Consider the following 20862-nt stretch of genomic DNA (forward strand, 5'->3'; position numbering starts at 1 on the left):
AGCAGGAGGGCGATCTGCGCCATTGCAGCGACGAGGGCGAATGACAGGCCAACCCAGATCCTTGGACCGGCAAGGGTCATGATCATCGGACGGGTCGGGAAGTTGAACGTCTGCGGCATGGCGGCGAACTTGAAGGCATGGGCGCCGATGAAACGCGGGTTGCAGACCAGGTGTGCAAGGTCCCGCCGGCTCCGATAGCGGATATAGCCCATCATCGACCACTCCGGGACCTCCTTGAGCCCCCAGGTGTCGACCATGCCCCCGACACGTCGCGCGGCCAGGGCCGGATGCCCGCCCCGGGCGAACAGGGCGGGCATGAACATGCGCGTATAGCCGGCCATGACCTGGCGCGCCGGCTGCAACTCTCCGGTGTCGGGATCCGTGACGTCAGTCTCTGACAGGCGAATGACGTTGAGCATGAAGAACTCACGACCGTCGTCCTCCTCAAGGAAGCGCCGAATGACAGGCATTTCGTCCTGGTCGCCGTGCCCGACATTGCTGGCGAGCATATTCGCCATGAGGGTCTCGATCTCAGCCCTTGAGAGCGGGCCGCGCCAGTTGACGTACCAGGCCAGGAAGGCTGCGTAGCCAAGCAGGGCGAGGCCCCAAACCCAGAAACTCGCCATCGCCCGGCCCTCCGCGTCAGACGTTTCGATCGATGCCAGCAGGGCCTCGATTCGTCACATAAATTGACAGTAGTTATGCCACTATATGACGAAGCCGCGTTTTGCAACGGGTGCTGTCGCCCTTGCAATTAATCAGCCAGGAGGCGGCTCAAGGCTACGATTATGGCCTGCCGGCTCTCGTCGACGGCCAGGCCTTGGGCGCGACGGAGCCGGAGCCAACCCTCCATGGATGTCAGGAGTTCAATCGCCGCGGCGACCTCGGGCTGCGCTTCCAGCTCCGGTAGGCAAGCCCGGAGTTGGCGGCGCTGCTGTGTCGCGAACTGAGACCTGGCGCGCTGGAGGGTTGGCGATGTGTGAAGTCGCGTTTCGCCCGAGAGATAGAAGGCCGTGATCTGCTCGAAGGCAGCCGCCCTGGCCGTAACCAGTTGCTCGATCCTCTGCCCCAGATCCCCTTCCCAAGCGGCGTGGGTCAGCACCGGCTCCACAAGGGATCGGACCTGGGCGTTCATCGCCTCGAACAGCGACTCCATGTCCTGGAAGTGCCGGAAAACAGTCCGCCCACCGACCTTCGCATACTGCGCCACATCTTCGGAGGTCGGGCTCAGGTTCCCCGCACGAATGAGGTCGAGAAGCGCAGCGACGATCTTCCCGCGAGTCACACGGCCCCGCTCCATTCGCCCGTCCCGTTCCGGGGATGGAGTGCGCCGGACGCGGGGCGCTGGCGGCAAGGGTGAGTCCGATGTCATGGCGTGCGGATACGGCCTGTACACCTGCCCGACAAGTGGGACCCCAAGCGCGGCCCGCCGGCCTGGCGGCCCGGGAGGGACTCGAACCCCCGACCTTCGCTTTAGGAAAGCGCTGCTCTATCCTGCTGAGCTACCGGGCCTAGCCGGAGGGAGCGATGCCACGGGCGGCGTCCGGTGCCAAGCCCGGAAAGGCGGCGGCCCTCAGGGTGCACCGCTCTCGTCCCGGCAGGCGTAGTCCCCGGTCCCGCAGAGCGGCTGTGCACTGGCAGCCCGCACCCGGAACACCTGGTCCTGGGCCGGACGGAGGCCCCCCTCCGAAGACTCGAAGAAGCCCTCGAGGACCTGGCCAGGCTTGAGGTCCGAAGGGTCGAACCAGAGGGTCGGGCCCGGCATGACGGGGGTGGAGGCGAAGCGGCAGGGTAGGACAAAGCGCACCGCATCACCGGTCTTGACCGGCCCTTTCCAGACCGCGAGCGCCCTGCCCTCGATGCGGCAGGCGTTCTCCCGGGAGACCTTGCGCACGCGGGTCACCTGGACCTGAAGGTGGACGGCCGCGGAGGCTCGCGCCGCCAGGTAGACGTAGGGCGGCAGAACGGCGAGGGCGGCGCCCGGCAAGGCGACGAGCCCAGCGGCGAGGAGCAGGGCGAGGCGCACCCTTCCAGGCCTCAACTGGCACCCCGGCGCGCGGCGAGGGCAAGCTTGGTTGCCTCATAGCGCTCGCGGGTGATGCCGTAGCGGGCGTAGCAGACCGCCGCGATCAGGCCAGGAATGGCGCCGACAAGGCCGTCTACGATCGCCAGATTATGCAGGACACCCGGATCCACCATGCCCGGCTTGGCCTTTTCCGGGAAGCTGATGAGCATGAGGGCCAGGCCGGCCAGGGCCGCGCCGACAGCCTGGTCGACCTTGGCCGCCAGGGCCCGGGTTGAATAGAGCACGCCCTCCTGGCGAAGGCCGTGGGTCAGTTCGTTCTCGTCGGCGATATCGGCCAGGGCGGACATGACGGTGATCGACAGGATGCTGGCCCCGGCGGCGCCAAGGCAGGAGAAGGCGATCAGTATGGGCGCCAGCCCTGGCGTATCCTGCCGCAGGACGCCCAGGACGCCGAGGATCATAGGAATGGCCGGGCCCACCGCATAGATCACCGCCCAGATCATCATGTTCATCCGCTTGTCGAGGCGACTGTGCATCCGGGCGGCGAACAGGAAGCCGGCAATATAGCCGGCTCCACTGCCGATCACGAACCACTTCAGCTGCTCGCTGGTCAGGCCCCAATAGAAGGTATTGACGTAGAGGTTCAGGCCGCCGCGGAGGCCGATCATCAATGACAGGAAGAAGAAGGCGATCAGCAGCCACAGGTAGTTTCGGTTGCCCAGGGCCTTGCCGAGGTCCTTCAGGAACTCCAGCGGGCTGAAGCGGGGCAGGTTCTCCGGGGCCTTGGGCAGCCTCGGGATCTGGTCGCGGGTGAACCAGGCGGAAGCAAAGAGGATCAGCATGGCGGCGATGGCGCAGCCGATGGAGAATGGCCCGTAGGGTTCGGGGTTCAGCAGGCCGCGGGGATATTCCGGGGTCGCCTTGAACACAAAGTGCAGGGCGAAGAAGCTCATCAAGGCCCCACCCGCCCAGGTGAAGAAGTTGTTCCAGCTCAACACCTTGGAGCGTTCGATGTAATCGCGGGACAGCTCGCCGCCCATGGCCAGGTGCGGGGTGTGGAAGAGCGTCATGGAAATCCGCAGGCAACTTACCGAGAGCGCAAACCAGAAGAACAGCACCAGGTCCGAGGCCCCCTTCGGCGGGTGGAAGACGGCGATGATGCACAGGGCGATCGGGATAGGCGCGAAGTACATGTAGCCATGCCGCCGGCCAAAGCGCGAACGGGTCCGGTCTGAAAGGGAGCCCACGATCGGGTCCGCAAGACCGTCCAGAAGCAGGCTGGCTGACACCGCAAGTCCGGCCAGGCCCGCGTTCAGGCCCAGGATCTGGTTGTAGAAGAGCATGGAGTAGGAGCCGAGGGCGAAGAGGGCGATGGTTTCCGCCGCAGACCCGATCCCGAAGAAGAACTTGGTGCGAAGGGGTAGCCGCTCGACAGAGCCGGCCTGAGAGCCGGCTTGGGCGCTGGACATGAAATCACTCCCTGGAAATGGGCCGCGCCCCGGTGCATCGCCGGAGCGTCGGTAAAGCTCGAAATGGTCACTGACGCCGCAAACAATGGCGTCGGTCCCCATCCAACGGGCAGAACGCCGCTAGGTCAACCTTGGGGATGGCGCGCTTTCCCCGACCAAGGGTGGAGTCTAGGATGGCGACCAGATTCTGCACCGCCTGGAAGGCCCCTTGATGACCCAGACCGCGCCCTTCGCCGTCGACGGCCCCCTGGCCCCTCCCCTCGCCCGCCTCCTCACCTATTGGGAGGGCCTGAGGCGGGGCCAGGCCGAAATCCCGTTCTGGGACGACCTCTCCGAGGTCAAGATCGAGGCCTCGGGGGCGGAGACCTTCATCCTGGACGTCTTCAGCCGGCCGGAGCGGTTCCGCGTCAATGACCTGGAGATCGCCGCCGCCGACCGGGAGCGCCTGCTCGGCCTCTTCCTCGACGACGTCGACCTGCCCGAAGTCTTCGCCCTGCTGCGCGCCCAGGCCAGCGCCACGGCGGAACTGATGCGCCCGACCCTGCACAGGGTCGGCGGCCTGCAGCGACTGCTCCTCCCCGCCTGGGGTGAGGGCGAGGTGCGGATGCTGGTGGGCGGCCTGGCGAAGGGCTAGGGCCCCGTCAGGATCTCGATCCGGACACGAGGGCGAAGCCGGCGGATGTCGGCGCTCCGGGCCATGCCCGATCCGGGGGACATCAGGGTGGCCGAGGCGGCGGCCACGGCGGTGGCAAGGGCGGCTTCAGGCCGCGCCCCCCGGGCCAGATACCACACTAGTCCGGCCATGAAGCTGTCCCCGGCCCCGACGGTGGAGACCGGCGTGATCGGCAGGGCGGGGGCGTAACCGGCGAAGTCCGCGCTTACGAGCAGGGCCCCCTCCCGGCCGAGGCTGAGCGCCACCCATTCGGCGCGGCCGGCGGCGACCAGGCCTCGGGCTGCGGCCAGCTGGGAGTCTCGGTCGGGCAGGTCCCGGCCCAGGTAGGCCCCCAGTTCCCGGAGGTTGGGCTTCACAAGCCAGACGCCGGCCTCCAGTCCCGCCTGGAGTCCCTCTCCCGAGGCGTCCAGGGCCAGCCGGACCCCGCGTCGCCGGACCCGGGAGGCCAGCCGGGTCAACCGCTTCGGATCCAGGCCGGCGGGGAGGCTCCCACTCACCACCAGCACGTCGGGGCGGGACTGGAGATCGTCGAGGGCGCGCTCGACCGCGCGAAACTCAGCGGCACCCAGCCGGGGCCCGGGCAGGACGAACCGGAACTCGGCCCCCCGGGACCGGTCAAGGACAGTAAAGCTTTGGCGGGTTTCCCCCTGGATCGGGATGACGACGGCGTCCAGGCCTTCTGCAGCGAGGCGCGCCTGGAGCGATTGGCCGGCGGGACCGCCCAGCGGCAGGACGCACGACGCCCGCCCCCCCAATCGCCGGATCACCCGGGCGACGTTTACCCCGCCGCCGCCGGCGTCCTGGCGCGGCGCATCGCAGCGGAGCTTGTTCTCCGGCTCGACGACGTCCACCCCCGTCTGGATGTCCAGGGCGGGATTGAGGGTCAGGGTCGCAAGGACGGGTTCCAGCCTTGATTGCACCATGCTTCGGCTCCCGGGTGAGGTCGCGGGACAGTTGCGCGTGATCGGCCGATTCCCGCCAGCCGGAAGCCGTCAGAGAAGGCCCGGCGCGTTCAGCCAGGCCACGATCTCAGGGTTGGAGACCTCCAACAGGTCCTTCGGGATCTCGGCCTGGAGAGCCTTTCGCAGATGGCCCTGAGCCGGCGCGGGGGCGCCCCCAGGACCAGGCGTTCGAACTCGCCATCCCGCACCTGCGGGTCCAGAGGTTCGGCCAATTCCTTGGTGAAGGCCTCCCTTCCGGGTCCCGGCACTCCGCCCTGATCTGCCGCAAGTTGAACCGGTAAGGCGGCTCAGGGCAGGGGCAGGCTGTCGAGCCAGGCGGCGATGTCGGCCACATCGGCGTCGCCCATACGCAGGGGTGGCATGTTGAAGTGACCGGTCTCGTCGATTTCCGTCAGGCGGTTCCGGAGGCTATGCGCCCGGTAGCGGGCCGCCAGGGTCGCGAAGGCCGGCGGCCTTCCCGGCTCTGCCTCGCCGGTCATGGCATGGCAGGAGGCGCAACGGGCTTCGGCGATCAGCCGCCCACGCGAGGCGGAGGCTCCAGAAGACTCTGTGGCCGTGACGCAGCCGGAGGCCAGGACAGCCAGGACGCCCAGGGCGGCGACAGCAAGGAATCTTTGCATAGGTCAGGTCTCCTGGGCGCCGGCGAGGAGTCCGCCGCAAGGCCTTGCCCAGTTCATTGCCTCCGCCGGTCACCTGCGCCTTGATGCGGATCAAGGCTTTCCTGACGGAGATCGCGCAGGAGACCCGCCTGCGGACCTTCCCTCCAGCGATAGGTACTTCCCCGTAGGGAGCCGCCCCGGATAGTCGCGGGACCGCCCTGAGCCTAGCTTTCAGCCCTGTCCCCCAAGGAGCGGCACCATGGCTCTCGCCCACGACTACACGGATGTCCAATACCTGCCGATCCCGCCCAAGGGCGCCGATACGGCGGCCGGCCTGTTCCGCCTGAGCGTCAGCATGACCTTCGCCAAGGACGAGGAGATCTATGGCCAGGACGAAGATGCAGACCTGATCTACCGGGTGCTCGACGGGGCGGTTCGGACGACGCGGGTCATGGCTGACGGCCGCCGCCAGATCGGTGACTTCTACCTTGCCGGTGACATTTTCGGCCTGGAGGCTGGCTCAACCCATCGGTTCGCCGCCGAGGCGGTCCGCGACAGCATCATCCTGGTCATCAAGGCCTCGACCCTTCGATCCTCAGGCGGAGACGTCGGGCGGATGGGCTGGGAAGCCACCCGGCGCGAACTCGAGAGAGCTCAGGAACACGTGATCATGCTTGGCAGGAAGACCGCCTGCGAGCGCGTCGCCAGCTTTCTCAAAGACCTTTCAGACAAGTCCGGCGACCTGCGGGTCGTGGACCTGCCCATGGGGCGCCAGGATATCGCCGATTACCTCGGACTGACGATCGAGACCGTCTCGCGCATGCTCTCTCAACTCCAGGCGAGCCGTATCGTGTCCTTCTGCGCCACGCGGCGATTCCGGATTGTGAATCCGGGTGGCCTGGCCCGGTTGGCGAACCAGACCCTTTAGCGGTGCCCGCCCCCCGGCCAAGGTCTGGCCGGTCCGGGCCAATGGAGACGACGACATGAGCTTCAAGTCCCTTCTTGTGCATGCCCTGCCCGGGGAAGCCTCGCGCCTGCGAACCGAGGCTGCCACCGCCCTCGCGATCCGCTTAGACGCCCTGCTGATCGGGCTCGGTGCCGAATCGATCCCGCCCATTGCCACCAGCGATCCCTATGGCTTCGGGACCGGCCAGTGGACGCCCCTGCTCTACGAACAGCAGACCCGCAACCTCCAGGCCGCAAGATCGGCCTTCTCAACCCAGTCCAAGGGTGCGCGGACGGAGTGGCGGTCGGTTGGCGACCTTCCCACGCCGGCCATGGCCCGGGTAGCCCGGGCGGTGGACCTCATCGTGACAGGCGGACCGGCCAGTACCGGCGACATCTACAACACGGTCAGCACGCCCGAACTGCTCATCAGCTCGGGGCGTCCCATGCTGGTGGTCCCGCCCCATGGTGGCCGGCTGGACCCCCGCCGGGTGATGGTGGCCTGGAAGGACACGCGCGAGGCGCGCAGGGCCGTCTCCGACGCCCTGTCCTTCATGCACATGGTCGATGAGATCCTGATCGTCGCCCTCGGCGCCCGCGAAGACCAGGAGGCCCTGATGGCCCAGGTCAATGACGTCGCGGGCATGATCGCCCGGCACAGCATGGCAAAGCCCCGCACTCACGTGGCGGTGTCGGGCGGCGATGATGTCCAGACGGACCTCCTGGCCCAGGCCGACCGAATGGATGCCGACCTGATCGTATCGGGCGCCTATGGCCACAGCCGCGCCTATGAGTGGGTGCTGGGCGGGGTAACCCGGCATCTGCTCCACACCTGCGAGCGCTTCGTCTTCCTCAGTCACTAGTTCGTGTTCCTATAGCGGGGCCCAGGCTTGAGGCCGGAAGGCGAAGGAGGCCGAGGGTTGCATTCCCTCCGGTCTTCAGGCGGGCTAGGACTCCACGCATGGACACAAAAATCCGCAGGGACGTGGACGACGAGCGGCAACAGGGGCGGTGGCGGGCTTACGGACTGGCGGCGGCGGGGGTCGCGCTGGTCTTTCTGGTCCGGATGTTCCTGTTCCCAGGCCCAGTCCAAGGTCTGGACCTGATACTTCTCGCGCCGGCGCTCGTGGCGGTCGCCCTACCCGGGCGCGCCGGTCCGGTCATCCTCGCCTCGGCCCTGGGCCTCGCCGGATACCTCGTCCTCTCGGGGGGTGGGTTCAACGCGGGCTCGACGGAAGTCAGCCAGCTCGTCCTTTATGTCGCGACCTCGGCGGCAGTGGCCGGTGCCGCCTGGCGGCTTCGCCGGATGTCCCTTGAGGCCCGGACCCTGATCGCCATTTCCAAACAGCGGCAGGATCACCTGCAGTCCATCCTCGACACCGTCCCCGAGGGCATGATCGTGATCGACGAGGTCGGGACCATCCGTTCCTTCAGCGCGGCGGCGGCGCGTCTGTTCGGGTGGTCAGCCAGCGAGGTGATCGGCCAGAATGTGCGCATCCTGATGCCAGCGCCCTATCGCGGCGACCATGACGGCTATCTTGGCCGCTACCTCCAGACCGGAGAACGCCGGATCATCGGAATTGGCCGCGTCGTCGTCGGCATCCGCAAGGATGGCTCGACCTTCCCCGTCGAGCTCGCCATCGGCGAAATGCGGTCCGGCCGCAATCGCTTTTTCACGGGTTTCATCCGCGACCTGACTGAGCCCAAGGCGACTGAGCGGCGACTGCAGGACATGCAGGCCGAACTCATCCACGTCTCGCGCCTGACCTCCATGGGCGAAATGGCCTCGGCCCTCGCCCACGAGCTCAACCAGCCCCTGTCGGCCATCGCCAGTTACATGAAGGGATCGGTCAGGCTGCTCGATTCCGGGACCCCGGACCTGGAGCGGGTCCGCACCGCCCTGTCCGCCGCCGGCGACCAGGCCCTCCGCGCCGGAGATATCATTCGCCGGCTGCGCAGCTTCGTGGGCAAGGGCGAAGTGGCCATGCGCATCGAGCCCCTTCCCAGGCTGATCGAGGAGGCCGGGGCCCTGGCCATGATGGGGGCCCGGGATACAGGGGTCCGTCTGGAGTTCAAACTCTCCCCGAGCGCTTCCCTGATCCTCGCTGACAGGGTGCAGATCCAACAGGTCGTCCTCAACCTGATGCGCAATGCGCTGGAGGCCATGAGTGAGAGCCGGACAGGTAGTCTCACGGTCGAGGCCTCAGCGATTCCGGGCGGATGGGTGGAAGTGCGTATCTCTGATACCGGGCCCGGCCTGACACCGGAGGTCGTGGACCGGCTCTTCCAGCCCTTCGTCACCACCAAGGCGGAGGGGATGGGGGTGGGCCTGTCCATCTGCCGGACCATCATCGAGGCGCACGGCGGCGAGATCAGCGCCTTCAACCGACCGGAAGGTGGCGCGGTGTTCCGTTTCACGCTACGAGATGGTGGACTCCCCCTCCCGGACGAGGCCGACGCATGAGCTCGCCCCCTTCCCTGGTCCACGTGATTGATGATGACGACGCCGTAAGGGCGTCTCTCGCCTTCCTCCTGGAGTCCGCCGGGCTTTCCTGCCGGACCTGGGAGTCGGCCATCGCCTTCCTCGAAGCTGGCGACCGCGAGGCCGGCGACTGTATCGTCACCGACGTGCGCATGCCGGGCATGACGGGCCTGCAGATGGTTGCCGAACTTCAGGCCCGCGGGATGCCGACGCCCGTGATCGTCATCACCGGCCATGGCGACGTGCCCATGGCGGTAGAGGCCCTGAAGCAGGGTGTCGCCGACTTCCTTGAAAAGCCCTTCGATGACGAAGTTCTGCTGGCGGCGATCCAGGAGGTCATCCTCAAGGCGGCAGGCCAGGCTGAGCCCAGGGGCGGCCAGGTGTTCTCGGCAATGCTCACCTCGCTGTCGCGCCGGGAAACCGAGGTGCTGAAGGGCGTCGTCGACGGTAAGGCCAATAAGGTAATCGCCCGGGACCTCGGCATCAGCCCGCGGACCGTGGAGGTCTACCGTGCAAACGTGATGACCAAGACGGGTGCCCGGAGCCTCTCCGAGCTTGTCCGGATGTCCATCCTCGTCGGATTTTGAAAACTTGCGCTGGATCAAGGCCGGACTCAGGTGGCGGGAGTATCCCGCCGGCTGTTCAGAGTCCCCGGGTCCAGTATGTCGCCAGTCTCCGTCGAGCCCCCGACACTCATCCTCGTGGACGATGACGACGCCCTCAGAAGTGCGCTGAGGTTCGCCCTCGAACTCGATGGCTACCGGGTCCAGGCCTATCCCAGCGGGGAGGACCTGCTAAAGGCCAAACTCCCCGACCGGAACGCCTGCCTGGTGCTGGATGAAAACCTGCCTGGGATGGGCGGTCTGGAGTGCCTCAGCATCCTGCGAAGCCGCGCGGTCCGCCTTCCCGCCTTCCTGATCACCAGCCATCCGGGCCCCGTACTGCGCCAACGCGCAGACCGAATGGGGGTGCCGATCATCGAAAAGCCCCTGCTGGACGATATTCTCGTGCGCAGCATCCGTTCCGCACTGGGCCAGGCACCGCCCCCCTGAGGGCAGGCCAGGCGCATTGCCTCGTCTTCGCCGACTGCCTATATCTTGGAACATGCCCAGCCCAGCGGACGCCTGTCCATGAAGCTCCCCGGCGGATCTGAGCCTGACCCCCGCGCCCTGATCTCGCAGCCGGCCTACAGGCTCGCCGCCCTGGACCCCGATTTTCTCCTGGGCGAGAGCATGCGCGGGGTTCGCTTCCTGCTCGAGTACGAAAAGGCGGACCAGGCGCTCAAGTCCTGGGGAATCCGGTCGACTATCGTGGTTTTTGGCTCGGCCCGGGTTCGCGAAGACGACCCGGGCGACAAGGGGCGCTGGTTTGCGGAAGGCCGGGAATTTGGCCGCATCGCCTCCCAGCGCGGCGGCGCGCTTGCGGGGCCCACCGGGGCCGGTCCCCGGGACAACGTCATCGCCACCGGTGGCGGTCCGGGCCTGATGGAGGCGGCGAACCGCGGTGCCGCAGAGGCCGGAGCGCCCACCATCGGCTTCAACATCTCCCTGCCCCACGAGCAGTTCCCCAACCCCTACATCACCCCGGGCCTGGCTTTCCGGTTCCACTACTTCGCCATGCGGAAGATGCACCTGGCCATGCGGGCCAACGCCCTGGTGGCCTTCCCGGGCGGCTTCGGGACCCTGGACGAACTGTTCGAGATCCTGACCCTGGTCCAGACCGGCAAGGGCCCCAGAGTGCCCATCGTCCTCTTTGACGAGGCCTACTGGCGCAGCCTGATACGTTTCGATGTCCTGGTGGAGCGCGGCATGATCGACCCCGCAGACCTCGACCTCATCCGCTTCGCCGACACCGCCGAGGCCGCCTGGCAGGCGGTCAGCGCCGGTGTCCTGGCCGCCGAGGGTGGAGCCCGACCGTGACCCATCCGGCGCCAAAACGCGGTCCCATCAGGGAACTATGGGGTTTCATGGCCTCCGGCCTTGCCGGCCTTGGCGTCCTGAAGAGAAAACCGATGCCTCTGCCTGTGGTCGCTCCGGACGGGGGTGCACCTATTGATGCCGAGCCAAACGGAGCGCCGGGAGAGACGTTTAACCCCCGCCCTACTTCCGCGAAACGGTGAACCTCGTCAGTTCCGTGCGGGGCGCGTCCCATACCGGGTCCAGTTCGGCAGCCTTGGTGTAGTCGAGCCAGGCAGACTTCAGGTCACCCATCCGCTCGTACGCGAGGGCCCGGTTGTAGTGCGCCTTGGCCGGCTCGGAGACGCCCAGCTCCAGGGCCCGGTTGATGTCGACCAGAGCGGCCTCCGGGGCCTTCAGGCCGATCTTTGCCGCCCCGCGGTTCACCAGGGCCTCGCCCAGCTTGGGATCCTGTTTAACAGCGGCATCAAAGTCGCGGATGGAAGAACTGAAGTCCTGCCGGCGGAGCTTGAAGACCCCACGGTTCACCAGGGTGCCCGCCCGGTCCCGGAGGTTGAGAGCCTCAGTCTCCAGGGCCTGGGTGCAGAGATCCTCGAACTTGCGATCCATCTCGCCCGTCATGGCCGCCTGGGAACAGGCCTCGGCGGAACCGCCGCCCAGAACCGTGATGGCCGCCTGGCCGGTACCAGCGGATCCCATCACCAAGACTGCACCGATCGCAGCGCAGGTCCAACGATACTGCATACCTAGCTCCAAGGCTGAGGGCGACCTAGATCCGGGAGCGCCCGATCTCGCGCCATAGGATATAGGTGCTACTGGCCGCCACCACCATGGCCCCGATCAGGGTCAGCATCGCCGGAGTTTCCCCCCAGACCAGGAAGCCAATCAGCCCCGCCCACACAAGCTGGGTGTAGTCGAAGGGTGCCACCACGGCGACGGGCGCCCGGCGGATCGCTTCGGTCAGAAGGAGCTGCCCGGTCCCGCCGATCAGGCCAGCGGCGACCAGGAGACCAAGGACCCCCGGGCTGGGCATGACCCATCCGAAGGGAAGACTGGCAAGGCCAACCATCGCCCCGGCGAGGGTGAAGTAGAAGACGATGGTCGGGCCGGGCTCCGTCCGGCTGATCTCCCGGATGGCGATGTTGGCTCCAGCCGCGCCGATGGCGGCGGCGATGGCGAAAAGTACCCCGACGCCAACAAACTGGCTGGGATCCGGATGGACCATGATGAGCACGCCGACGAACCCCACAGCCACCGCGAACCCGCGTTGGAGACTGACCGGCTCCTTGAGGACCAGGGCCGACAGGGCCGTCATGAACAGAGGTGCCGAGAAGGAGATGGCCGTCGACTGGGTCAGGGGCAGCAGGCTGACCGCGGTGAAACCGCAGATCATCCCCGTGAGGCCCGCCGCGGATCGGGTCAGGTGTGCGCCGGGCCGGTTTGTCCGGAGGATCGAGAGGCCGCTGGTGCGCGAGATGTAGATCAACACCGGGATGAAGGCGAAGGCATTGCGGAAGAAGATGATCTCGAGGACCGGCACGCCCCGCTCGGCGCAGGCCTTCACGATGGCGGCGAGGACCGCCATGAAGGCCATGGCAAGCACGCGCAGCAGTATCCCTAGGCCGGGGGTCTGGGCGACGGGGCGCTCGATGGGTGACGCGGTCACGGCCGGATGGCCGGCCTCAACCCATCGGGTAGAGGATATCCCGGGTGACCTCGTCGATGGCCTTCAGGGTCTCTGGGGACAGCACCAGGTCGGCAGCGGCAAAGATGTCGTCCAACTGGTCCTCGCGGGTGACGCCGACGATGGTCGAGGCGACGAAGTCATGCTGCTTGGACCAGGCCGTCGCCAGGGTGACCAGGGAGATGCCCGCCTCGGCGGCAATCTGCGCGAAGCGCTCCGTGGAGGTCAGGCTCTTCTCGTTGACGAAGCGGCGCGCCATGGTCGCCTGCCGGCCGCCCAGCTCCAGGTAGCGGCTGAAGCGCGCGCCGGACGGCAGGGCCCCGCCGTTGTACTTGCCCGACAGGACGCCCCCCGCCAGCGGCGAGTAGGGGATCGAGCTGACCCCCTCCTGCCGGCAGACCTGGGCCAGTTCGTCCTCGAAGCGGCGGTTGTTGAGGCTGTGATTGTTCTGGATCGTCTCGTAGCGGGCAAAGCCCTCGCGTTCCGAGGTCGAAAGGGCCTTCATCAGCCCCCAGGAGGTCTCATTCGAGCAGCCCAGGACCCGAACCTTTCCCGCCCGGATCAGCTCGTCCAGGGTTTCCAGGGCGTCCTCGTAGCGGGCACCGTGGTCGGGCCAGTGGGTCTGGTAGAGGTCCACATAGTCCGTGCCCAGGCGGCGAAGGCTGTCTTCGATGGCCCGGGTGATGTTGTGGCGGTCAAGCGCCGTCATCCCGGCCCGCTGGGAGCCCTTGATCCAGCCATGGCTGGGACCGCAGACCTTGGTGGCCAGGATGATCTCGTCCCGGCGCTTGGTCTTCATCCAGCGCCCGAAGATCTCCTCGGTCAGGCCAGCCCAGGATTCCTGCGGCGGGACCGGATAGTTCTCGGCGGTGTCGAAGAAGTTGATCCCGGCCTCGAGGCTGCGGTCGAGAATGCGATGCGAGGTCTTCTCGTCGGCCTGGGAGCCGAAGGTCATGGTCCCCATGCAGATCTTGGATACGACGAGCGGGCTGCGGCCCAGACGCTGGCTCTGCATGGCGACTTCCCCTGGCATCGGCGCGGGCCTCATCGCCCATCTCTCCGGCAGACCGGCTGATAAGCGGCACCACCGGGGGTGGCAAGCCTCGCATTCATGGAGAGAGGCGCTAAGGTGAGGGCTCGGTTCCGGATCAGACGAGGGCGGAGACCATGAGCGCGGACTACGGGGACAACCGGCCGGACCTGGCGGCCTTCTGGATGCCCTTTACGGCCAACCGCCAGTACAAGGACGCGCCGCGCCTCCTCGTCGAGGCGAGCGGCATGTATTACCGCACCGCCGACGGCGACAGCGTGCTGGACGGCACCGCGGGCCTGTGGTGCTGCAACCTGGGCCATGCCCGGGAGGAAATCACCGAGGCCGTCGCCCGGCAGCTCGCCACCCTGGACTTCGCCCCGACCTTCCAGATGGGACATCCCCTGCCCTTCCGCTTGGCGGCGGCCCTGGCGGAATTCGCACCGCCCGGACTGGACCGGATCTTCTTCACCAACTCGGGTTCGGAGTCCGTCGACACGGCCCTGAAGATGGCCCTGGCCTATCATCGCGCCCGGGGCGAGGGGCAAAGGGTGCGCCTGATCGGCCGGGAAAAGGGCTATCACGGCGTCGGCTTTGGCGGGATCTCCGTCGGCGGCCTGGTCAATAACCGGCGGACCTATCTCACCCTCCCCGGGGCGGACCACATCGCCCACACCTTCGACCTTGCGAGGAATGCCTTCTCCCGGGGCCTGCCGGAACACGGGGCGGAGAAGGCCGACGAGGTCGAGCGGCTGGTGGCCCTGCATGGCGCTGAGACCATCGCCGCGGTCATCGTTGAGCCCGTCGCGGGCTCCGCCGGCGTCCTGCCGCCGCCCAAGGGCTATCTGGAGCGCCTGCGCGCCCTCTGCGACCGGCATGGCATCCTGCTGATCTTCGACGAGGTCATCACTGGCTTCGGCCGGCTGGGCGAGCCCTTCGGGGCCCAGGCCCTGGGCGTCACCCCGGACATCATGACCACCGCCAAGGGCATCACCAACGGCGCCCTGCCCATGGGCGCGGTCTTCGCCCACCGGAAGGTGCATGACGCCATCGTCCAGGGTCCGCCCGCCGCCATCGAGTTCTTCCATGGCTATACCTATTCCGGGCATCCCGTGGCCTGCGCCGCGGCCCTCGCCAGCCTGGAAGTCTACCGGCGCGACGGCCTCTTCACCCGGGTGAAGTCCCTGGCGAGCCCTTGGGAGGACGGCATCCACGCCCTGCGCGCCAAGCCGAATGTCATCGACATCAGGAACATCGGCCTGATGGGCGCGGTCGAACTCGCCCCCCGGGCGGACGCCCCCGGCGCCCGCGGATACGAGGTGCTGGTGAGGGCGCTGAAGGCCGGGCTCCTGATCCGGGCAACGGGCGACATCATCGCCCTGTCGCCCCCGCTCATCATCAGCGAGGATGAGATCGGCAAGCTGTTCGACATCCTGGGCAGCGTTCTGGACGACCTGGCCTGAAGTCGCCGGGCGTCGGGTTGACATAAAGACATAAAGATATCTTTATGCGCTCATGTTGAACGCTGACCGCACCGTCGACGTCCTGCGCGCTGCGGGAGAGCCCTCGCGGTTGCGCATCCTCGCCCTGCTGGCGCGGGAGGAATTGGCGGTCCTGGAGATCTGCAAGGTGCTGGACCAGAGCCAGCCCCGGGTCTCGCGCCACCTGCGCCTGCTCGCTGAGGCCGGGCTCGTCGAACGGTTCCCGGACGGGGCCTGGGTCTTCTACCGCCCGGCCGCCGAAGGCGAACCCCGCACCCTCGCAGATCGCGTCCTCGCCGCCCTGGATGGGGCCGATCCAGTCCTGGTCCGTGACGCCGAGCGGCTGGAAGCGGTGCGCGGCGAGCGCCGGACCGCCGCTGACCAATACTTCGCGCGTAATGCCGTAACCTGGGACGAGATCCGGTCGCTGCACGTGGCGGAGGACCGGGTGGAGGTCGCCATACGGGACGCTGCCGGGCCGGGGCCCTTCCACCGGCTGGTCGACCTGGGGACCGGGTCGGGACGCATGCTGACCCTGCTCGGGCCGTGCGCCACCTCCTGCCTGGGCCTCGACCTCTCCCAGCAGATGCTCAACGTCGCCCGGGCCCGGGTCGAGGCGGCGAGCCTGCCCGCCTGCGACCTTCGTCACGGGGACATCTTCGCCACACGCCTGCCCGACGGCTGTGCCGACCTGGTGGTCGTCCACCAGGTCCTGCACTTCCTGGGCGACCCCGCCGCCGCGGTACGCGAGGCCGGACGCCTGGCCGCCCCGGGCGGACGGCTGGTGATCGTCGACTTCGCCCCCCACGCCCTGGAGGTCCTGCGCGAGCAGCACCAGCACCGCCGGCTGGGCTTTTCCGCCGCAGAGATGAAGCGGTGGCTGTCGGCGGCGGGCCTGCGCCAGACCGGCCTGGAGATTCTGTCCCCCGCCCGCAGCGACGGCCTGACCGTCTGCGTCTGGACCGCCGAACGGAGCCCTGCATGACCAACACCGCTCTCGGCCCCATCGCCCGCGCCGGCGCGGGCCTCGCCACCCCGCCCCGTGTCTCCTTCGAGTTCTCGCCGCCCAAGACGGAGGAGGCCGAGCTCGCCCTGTGGGAGGCCATTCGTCGCCTTGCTCCGCTCAACCCGGCCTTCGTGTCCGTCACCTACGGTGCCGGCGGATCGACCCGGGACCGGACCCACCGCACGGTCAGCCGCCTGCTGGCGGAGACTAACCTCTCCCCCGCCGCCCACCTGACCTGCGTCGACGCCAGCCGGGCCGAGGTGGATGAGGTGATCCACGACTACTGGGACGCCGGAGTCCGGCACATCGTGGCCCTGCGCGGCGATCCCCCCGGCCAGATCGGTGGGGTTTATGTCCCGCGAACGGACGGTTACCTGAACGCCACGGAGCTGACCTCAGGCATCCGCGACATCGGCCCCTTCGAGGTCAGCGTCAGCCTCTACCCGCAGACCCATCCGGAAAGCGGCTCCATCGACCACGACATCGACGTGCTCAAGGCCAAGATCGATGCTGGGGCGACCCGGGCCATCACCCAGTTCTTCTATGACGTCGACGGTTTCCTGAGGTTCATGGACCGGGTCCGCAAGGCTGGCGTCACCCTCCCCATCTCGCCAGGCATCATGCCGGTGTCGAACTTCAAGGGCCTGAAGCGCATGGCCGGGCCCGTGGGCATTCCCCTACCCGCCTGGCTGGGCGCCCTGTTCGAAGGCCTGGACCGCGACCCCGATACCCGCCGCATGATCGCCGCCGGTGTCGCTGCCGAAATGTGCGTCAAGCTGGCGGAGGAAGGCTATTCCGACTTCCACTTCTACACCCTGAACCGGGCCGACCTAGTCTATGCCATCTGCCGCATCCTCGGGCTCCGTGAGTCCACCGGGGAAGGAGCCGCCGCATGAGAACCGCCCTGATTGCCGGCCTCCTGGCCGCAGGTGCTGCCGTCGCCGCGCCCACCAGCCCGCCGGAGTGGAGCGCGCCGACCGATCCCTTCCGGGTGGCCGACAACCTCTACTACGTAGGCACTGCGGGCATCTCGGCCTGGCTCATCACGACGCCCAAGGGGCACATCGTGATCGACGGCGCCATGCCGACCAGCGCGCCCCTGATCCAGTCCAGTATCCGCCAGCTCGGCTTCCAGCCGAAGGATGTGAAGATCCTCTTGAACACCCACGCCCACTTCGACCACACGGGCGGGCTGGCCGACCTCAAGCGCGACACCAGTGCCCGCCTTCTGGCCAATCCCGCCGACCGAAAGGCCCTGGAGACCGGGACCTATCCAGGCTGGGAGGAGATGCGCGGCCTCGACTTCGCCCCCGTCAAGGTCGATGCCGACCTGAAGGACGGCCAGCCCGTCCGCCTCGGCGACGCCGTCCTCACGCCCCGCTTTACCCCCGGTCATTCCCCCGGCTGCACCACCTGGACCTTCCAGGCAAAGGACAGGGGCCAGCCGCTGAACGTGCTTCTCTACTGCTCCACCTCGGTGGCGGCGAACCGGCTCGTCTCGCGCGACCGCGGACCCCAGTATCCCGGAATTGTCGAGGATTACCGGCGCAGCTTCACCCTCCTGAAGACCCTGAAGGCCGACGTCTTCCTGGCGCCCCACGCCGAGCAGTTCGGCCTTGAGGCCAAGCGCGCGCGCCTGAAGGCCGGGGGTGCCAACCCCTTCGTCGATCCGGGTGAACTGGCCCGCAGGGTGGCCGAGAGCGAGGCGGATTTCCGCAAGGACCTGGCCCGCCAGGAGGCGAGTGCAAAATGACCCGGACTGAACGCATCGCCGCCCTCAAGGCCGCCTCCCGGGAGCGCATCCTGGTCCTCGACGGCTCCTGGGGCGTGATGATCCAGAAGCGTGGCCTGGAAGAGGCCGATTTTCGGGGCGAGCGCTTCGCTGGCCATCCGGGCCAGTTGAAGGGCAATAACGACCTCCTCTGCCTCACACGGCCGGACATCATCACAGAGCTGCACGACGCCTATTTCGGCGCCGGGGCGGACATCTCCGAGACCAACACCTTCTCGTCCACCACCATCGCCCAGGCGGACTATGGCCTGGAGGCGGCGGTGCGCGACATCAACCTGGAAGGTGCCCGCCTGGCGCGGGCCTCCGCCGACCGCTGGACCGCCGCCGAACCGCACAAGCCGCGCTTCGTCGCCGGTTCCATCGGTCCCCTGAACAAGATGCTGTCCATGTCGCCGGACGTGAACGACCCCGGTGCCCGCTCGGTGACCTTCGAGGAGGTCTACCAGGCCTATCGCGAGCAGGTCATCGCCCTGAACGAAGGCGGGGTGGACCTCTACCTGGTCGAGACCATCACCGACACGCTGAACTGCAAGGCGGCGATCAAGGCCATCATGGACCTCGAGGACGAGGGCTTCGAGCCCCTGCCGATCTGGATCTCGGGCACCATTACGGACCGGTCGGGACGCACCCTGTCCGGCCAGACGGTCGAGGCCTTCTGGAACTCGGTCCGCCACGCCCGGCCCTTCGCCATCGGCCTGAACTGCGCCCTGGGCGCGGACCTGATGCGCCCCCACATCGCCGAGCTGTCCCGGGTGGCCGACACCCTGGTCAGCGCCTATCCCAATGCGGGCCTGCCCAACGCCATGGGCGAGTATGACGAGCAGCCCCACGAGACCGGGCACTCGCTGCACCAATGGGCCGAGGACGGCATTGTCAACATCGTCGGCGGCTGCTGCGGCACGACCCCGGACCACATCGCCCACGTGGCCCAGGCGGTGCAGGGCCTGGCCCCGCGCAAGCCGGCCGTGCGCCCGCGGGCCATGCGCCTGTCGGGCCTGGAGCCCATGGAGCTGTCATGAGGCCCACCTTCGTCAACATCGGCGAGCGGACCAACGTCACCGGCTCTGCCCGCTTCCGGAAGTTGGTGGCCGAGGGAAACTATCCCGAGGCCCTTTCGGTCGCCCGCCAGCAGGTGGAAGCCGGTGCCTCCATCATCGACGTCAACATGGACGAGGGCCTGCTCGACTCCGTTCGCGCCATGACGACCTTCCTCAACCTGATCGCCGCAGAGCCCGATATCGCCCGGGTGCCATTGATGATCGACTCCTCCAAGTGGGAGGTGATCGAGGCGGGCCTGCGCTGCGTGCAGGGCAAGGCCATCGTCAACTCCATCTCCCTGAAGGAGGGCGAGGCGGCCTTCCTGAAGCAGGCCCGGGCCTGCCTGCGCTATGGTGCGGCGGTGGTGGTCATGGCCTTCGACGAGAAGGGCCAGGCCGACACCCTGACGCGCAAGACCGAGATCTGCGCCCGCGCCTACCGGACCCTGGTGGACGAGGTGGGCTTCCCCCCCGAAGACATCATCTTCGACCCCAACATCTTTGCGGTCGCCACCGGGATCGACGAGCACGACAACTATGCCGTCGACTTCATCGAGGCGACCCGCTGGATCAAGGCCAACCTGCCTAATGCCCGGGTCTCGGGCGGCGTCTCCAATGTCTCGTTCAGCTTCCGGGGCAACGAGCCCGTGCGCCGGGCGATCCACGGGGTCTTCCTCTACCACGCCATCGCCGCAGGCCTGGACATGGGCATTGTCAACGCCGGTGACCTGCCCGTCTACGACGACATTCCCTTTGACCTGCGCGAAGCGGTGGAGGACGTCATCCTTAACCGGCCCCGGCGCCAACCGGCCCTGTCCAATACCGAGCGGCTGGTGGAGCTGGCGCCGATCTTCAAAGGCGGGAAGTCCGAAGTGAAGGGCCCGGACCTGGCCTGGCGCCAGGCGGCGGTGGCCGAGCGTTTGGCCCACGCCCTCGTTCACGGGGTCACCGACTATATCGAGACGGACGTGGAAGAGGCGCGGCTGGCGGCGGGGCGGCCCCTGGAGGTCATCGAAGGCCCGCTGATGGACGGCATGAACCGGGTCGGCGACCTGTTCGGCGCGGGCAAGATGTTCCTGCCGCAGGTGGTGAAGTCCGCCCGGGTGATGAAGCAGGCCGTGGCCTGGCTCCTGCCCTTCATGGAGACCGAGAGCGCGGGCCAGGAGCGCAAGAGCGCCGGCCGGATCCTCATGGCCACCGTCAAGGGCGACGTCCACGACATCGGCAAGAACATCGTCGGCGTGGTCCTGCAGTGCAACAACTACGAGGTCTTCGACCTGGGGGTCATGGTCCCGGCCGACCGCATCCTCGACGAGGCCGTGCGCCTGAAGGTGGACATGGTCGGCCTGTCGGGCCTGATCACCCCCAGCCTGGACGAGATGGTCTTTGTCGCCTCGGAGATGCAGCGTCGGGGCTTCCACATGCCCCTTCTGATCGGCGGCGCCACCACCTCCAAGACCCACACGGCGGTGAAGATCGCCCCGGCCTACCCAGCGGGCTCCACCACCTACGTCCTCGACGCCAGCCGGGCGGTGGGCGTGGTCTCGGCCCTGCTTTCGCCCACCGAGCACGACCGTTTCACCGCCGAGACCACGGCCGAATATGTCCGGGTCCGCGAGCAGTTCGAGCGCAGCCAGGACAACCGGGGCCGGATGAGCCTGGCCGACGCCCGCCGGCGCGCCTTCGCCACCGACTGGAGCCGGAACACCCCGTCGCAGCCGTCCTTCACGGGCCTGCGGACCTTCGAGGACTGGGACCTG

The 20862-nt window shown here is 67.7% G+C and carries 22 protein-coding genes and 1 tRNA gene; 13 read left to right on the forward strand and 10 right to left on the reverse strand.

Going from position 1 to position 20862, the window contains the following annotated elements:
* The 5 genes from WCJ52_RS04250 to WCJ52_RS04270 form a co-directional block, all read right to left on the reverse strand.
* Positions 1-626: hypothetical protein (locus WCJ52_RS04250; protein WP_336902059.1), on the reverse strand; the 626-nt coding region annotated here is incomplete at its 3' end.
* A gap of 128 nt (positions 627-754) precedes the next feature.
* Positions 755-1285 (reverse strand): TetR family transcriptional regulator, encoded by a 531-nt coding sequence (locus tag WCJ52_RS04255; protein ID WP_336902060.1) that lies wholly within the window; start codon positions 1283-1285, stop codon positions 755-757.
* A gap of 150 nt (positions 1286-1435) precedes the next feature.
* Positions 1436-1512, reverse strand: a tRNA-Arg gene (locus WCJ52_RS04260).
* 61 nt (positions 1513-1573) lie between these two features.
* Complete coding sequence (locus WCJ52_RS04265; RefSeq protein WP_336902061.1) at positions 1574-2026, reverse strand: hypothetical protein; 453 nt, start codon at positions 2024-2026, stop codon at positions 1574-1576.
* Positions 2027-2037: 11 nt separating this feature from the next.
* Complete coding sequence (locus WCJ52_RS04270; RefSeq protein WP_336902062.1) at positions 2038-3495, reverse strand: MFS transporter; 1458 nt, start codon at positions 3493-3495, stop codon at positions 2038-2040.
* Between the two features lie 211 nt (positions 3496-3706).
* On the opposite strand from WCJ52_RS04270, the gene WCJ52_RS04275 reads away from it, so the two are divergent.
* Positions 3707-4129 (forward strand): hypothetical protein, encoded by a 423-nt coding sequence (locus tag WCJ52_RS04275; RefSeq protein ID WP_336902063.1) that lies wholly within the window; start codon positions 3707-3709, stop codon positions 4127-4129.
* Here WCJ52_RS04275 and WCJ52_RS04280 read toward each other — a convergent pair.
* Positions 4126-5091, reverse strand: a complete 966-nt coding sequence (locus tag WCJ52_RS04280; protein ID WP_336902064.1) for a 1-phosphofructokinase family hexose kinase — start codon at positions 5089-5091, stop codon at positions 4126-4128. The genes WCJ52_RS04275 and WCJ52_RS04280 overlap by 4 nt on opposite strands.
* A gap of 326 nt (positions 5092-5417) precedes the next feature.
* The gene (locus WCJ52_RS04285; RefSeq protein WP_336902065.1) at positions 5418-5750 is read right to left on the reverse strand and encodes a cytochrome c; all 333 of its coding nucleotides are present in this window, start codon (positions 5748-5750) and stop codon (positions 5418-5420) included.
* Positions 5751-5988: 238 nt separating this feature from the next.
* Here WCJ52_RS04285 and WCJ52_RS04290 point away from each other — a divergent pair, with 238 nt between their 5' ends.
* The 6 genes from WCJ52_RS04290 to WCJ52_RS04315 all read left to right on the forward strand — a co-directional run bounded on the left by WCJ52_RS04290 (position 5989) and on the right by WCJ52_RS04315 (position 11075).
* Positions 5989-6657: a helix-turn-helix domain-containing protein gene (locus WCJ52_RS04290; RefSeq protein WP_336902066.1), complete on the forward strand. Its 669-nt coding sequence runs from the start codon at positions 5989-5991 to the stop codon at positions 6655-6657.
* Positions 6658-6712: 55 nt separating this feature from the next.
* Positions 6713-7537, forward strand: a complete 825-nt coding sequence (locus WCJ52_RS04295; protein ID WP_336902067.1) for a universal stress protein — start codon at positions 6713-6715, stop codon at positions 7535-7537.
* A gap of 98 nt (positions 7538-7635) precedes the next feature.
* A complete protein-coding gene (locus tag WCJ52_RS04300) occupies positions 7636-9138 on the forward strand; it encodes a PAS domain S-box protein (RefSeq protein WP_336902068.1) in 1503 nt (500 codons plus the stop codon).
* Positions 9135-9743 (forward strand): response regulator FixJ, encoded by a 609-nt coding sequence (fixJ, locus tag WCJ52_RS04305; RefSeq protein ID WP_336902069.1) that lies wholly within the window; start codon positions 9135-9137, stop codon positions 9741-9743. Before WCJ52_RS04300 ends, fixJ begins: the two co-directional genes overlap by 4 nt.
* 75 nt (positions 9744-9818) lie before the next feature.
* The gene (locus WCJ52_RS04310; protein WP_336902070.1) at positions 9819-10208 is read left to right on the forward strand and encodes a response regulator; all 390 of its coding nucleotides are present in this window, start codon (positions 9819-9821) and stop codon (positions 10206-10208) included.
* 78 nt (positions 10209-10286) lie between these two features.
* Positions 10287-11075: a TIGR00730 family Rossman fold protein gene (locus WCJ52_RS04315; protein ID WP_336902071.1), complete on the forward strand. Its 789-nt coding sequence runs from the start codon at positions 10287-10289 to the stop codon at positions 11073-11075.
* Between the two features lie 180 nt (positions 11076-11255).
* On the opposite strand, the gene WCJ52_RS04320 is transcribed toward WCJ52_RS04315, so the two are convergent.
* The 3 genes from WCJ52_RS04320 to WCJ52_RS04330 are packed head-to-tail and all read right to left on the reverse strand — an operon-like array spanning position 11256 to position 13804.
* On the reverse strand, positions 11256-11816 hold the full coding sequence (locus WCJ52_RS04320) for a hypothetical protein (protein WP_336902072.1): 561 nt from the start codon (positions 11814-11816) through the stop codon (positions 11256-11258).
* Positions 11817-11841: 25 nt separating this feature from the next.
* Positions 11842-12738, reverse strand: coding sequence for a DMT family transporter (locus WCJ52_RS04325; RefSeq protein WP_336902073.1), 897 nt, complete (start codon positions 12736-12738; stop codon positions 11842-11844).
* 16 nt (positions 12739-12754) lie between these two features.
* On the reverse strand, positions 12755-13804 hold the full coding sequence (locus tag WCJ52_RS04330) for an aldo/keto reductase (RefSeq protein ID WP_336902074.1): 1050 nt from the start codon (positions 13802-13804) through the stop codon (positions 12755-12757).
* A 119-nt stretch (positions 13805-13923) separates the two neighbouring features.
* On the opposite strand from WCJ52_RS04330, the gene WCJ52_RS04335 reads away from it, so the two are divergent.
* The 6 genes from WCJ52_RS04335 to WCJ52_RS04360 all read left to right on the forward strand — a co-directional run.
* On the forward strand, positions 13924-15249 hold the full coding sequence (locus WCJ52_RS04335) for an aspartate aminotransferase family protein (RefSeq protein WP_336902075.1): 1326 nt from the start codon (positions 13924-13926) through the stop codon (positions 15247-15249).
* Positions 15250-15301: 52 nt separating this feature from the next.
* Entirely contained in the window at positions 15302-16252 is a 951-nt protein-coding gene (locus WCJ52_RS04340) for a metalloregulator ArsR/SmtB family transcription factor (RefSeq protein ID WP_336902076.1), read from the forward strand.
* Positions 16249-17169, forward strand: a complete 921-nt coding sequence (metF, locus tag WCJ52_RS04345) for a methylenetetrahydrofolate reductase [NAD(P)H] (protein ID WP_336902077.1) — start codon at positions 16249-16251, stop codon at positions 17167-17169. Before WCJ52_RS04340 ends, metF begins: the two co-directional genes overlap by 4 nt.
* Positions 17166-18026, forward strand: a complete 861-nt coding sequence (bla, locus tag WCJ52_RS04350) for a subclass B3 metallo-beta-lactamase (protein WP_336902078.1) — start codon at positions 17166-17168, stop codon at positions 18024-18026. The genes metF and bla overlap by 4 nt, the downstream gene beginning before the upstream one ends.
* Positions 18023-19084 (forward strand): homocysteine S-methyltransferase family protein, encoded by a 1062-nt coding sequence (locus tag WCJ52_RS04355; protein WP_336902079.1) that lies wholly within the window; start codon positions 18023-18025, stop codon positions 19082-19084. Before bla ends, WCJ52_RS04355 begins: the two co-directional genes overlap by 4 nt.
* A partial coding sequence (locus tag WCJ52_RS04360; protein ID WP_336902080.1) for a dihydropteroate synthase occupies positions 19081-20862 on the forward strand: 1782 nt, incomplete at its 3' end. The genes WCJ52_RS04355 and WCJ52_RS04360, both read left to right, overlap by 4 nt.

The organism is Phenylobacterium sp., assembly GCF_037138395.1.
In the GTDB taxonomy this organism is placed as follows: domain Bacteria; phylum Pseudomonadota; class Alphaproteobacteria; order Caulobacterales; family Caulobacteraceae; genus Phenylobacterium.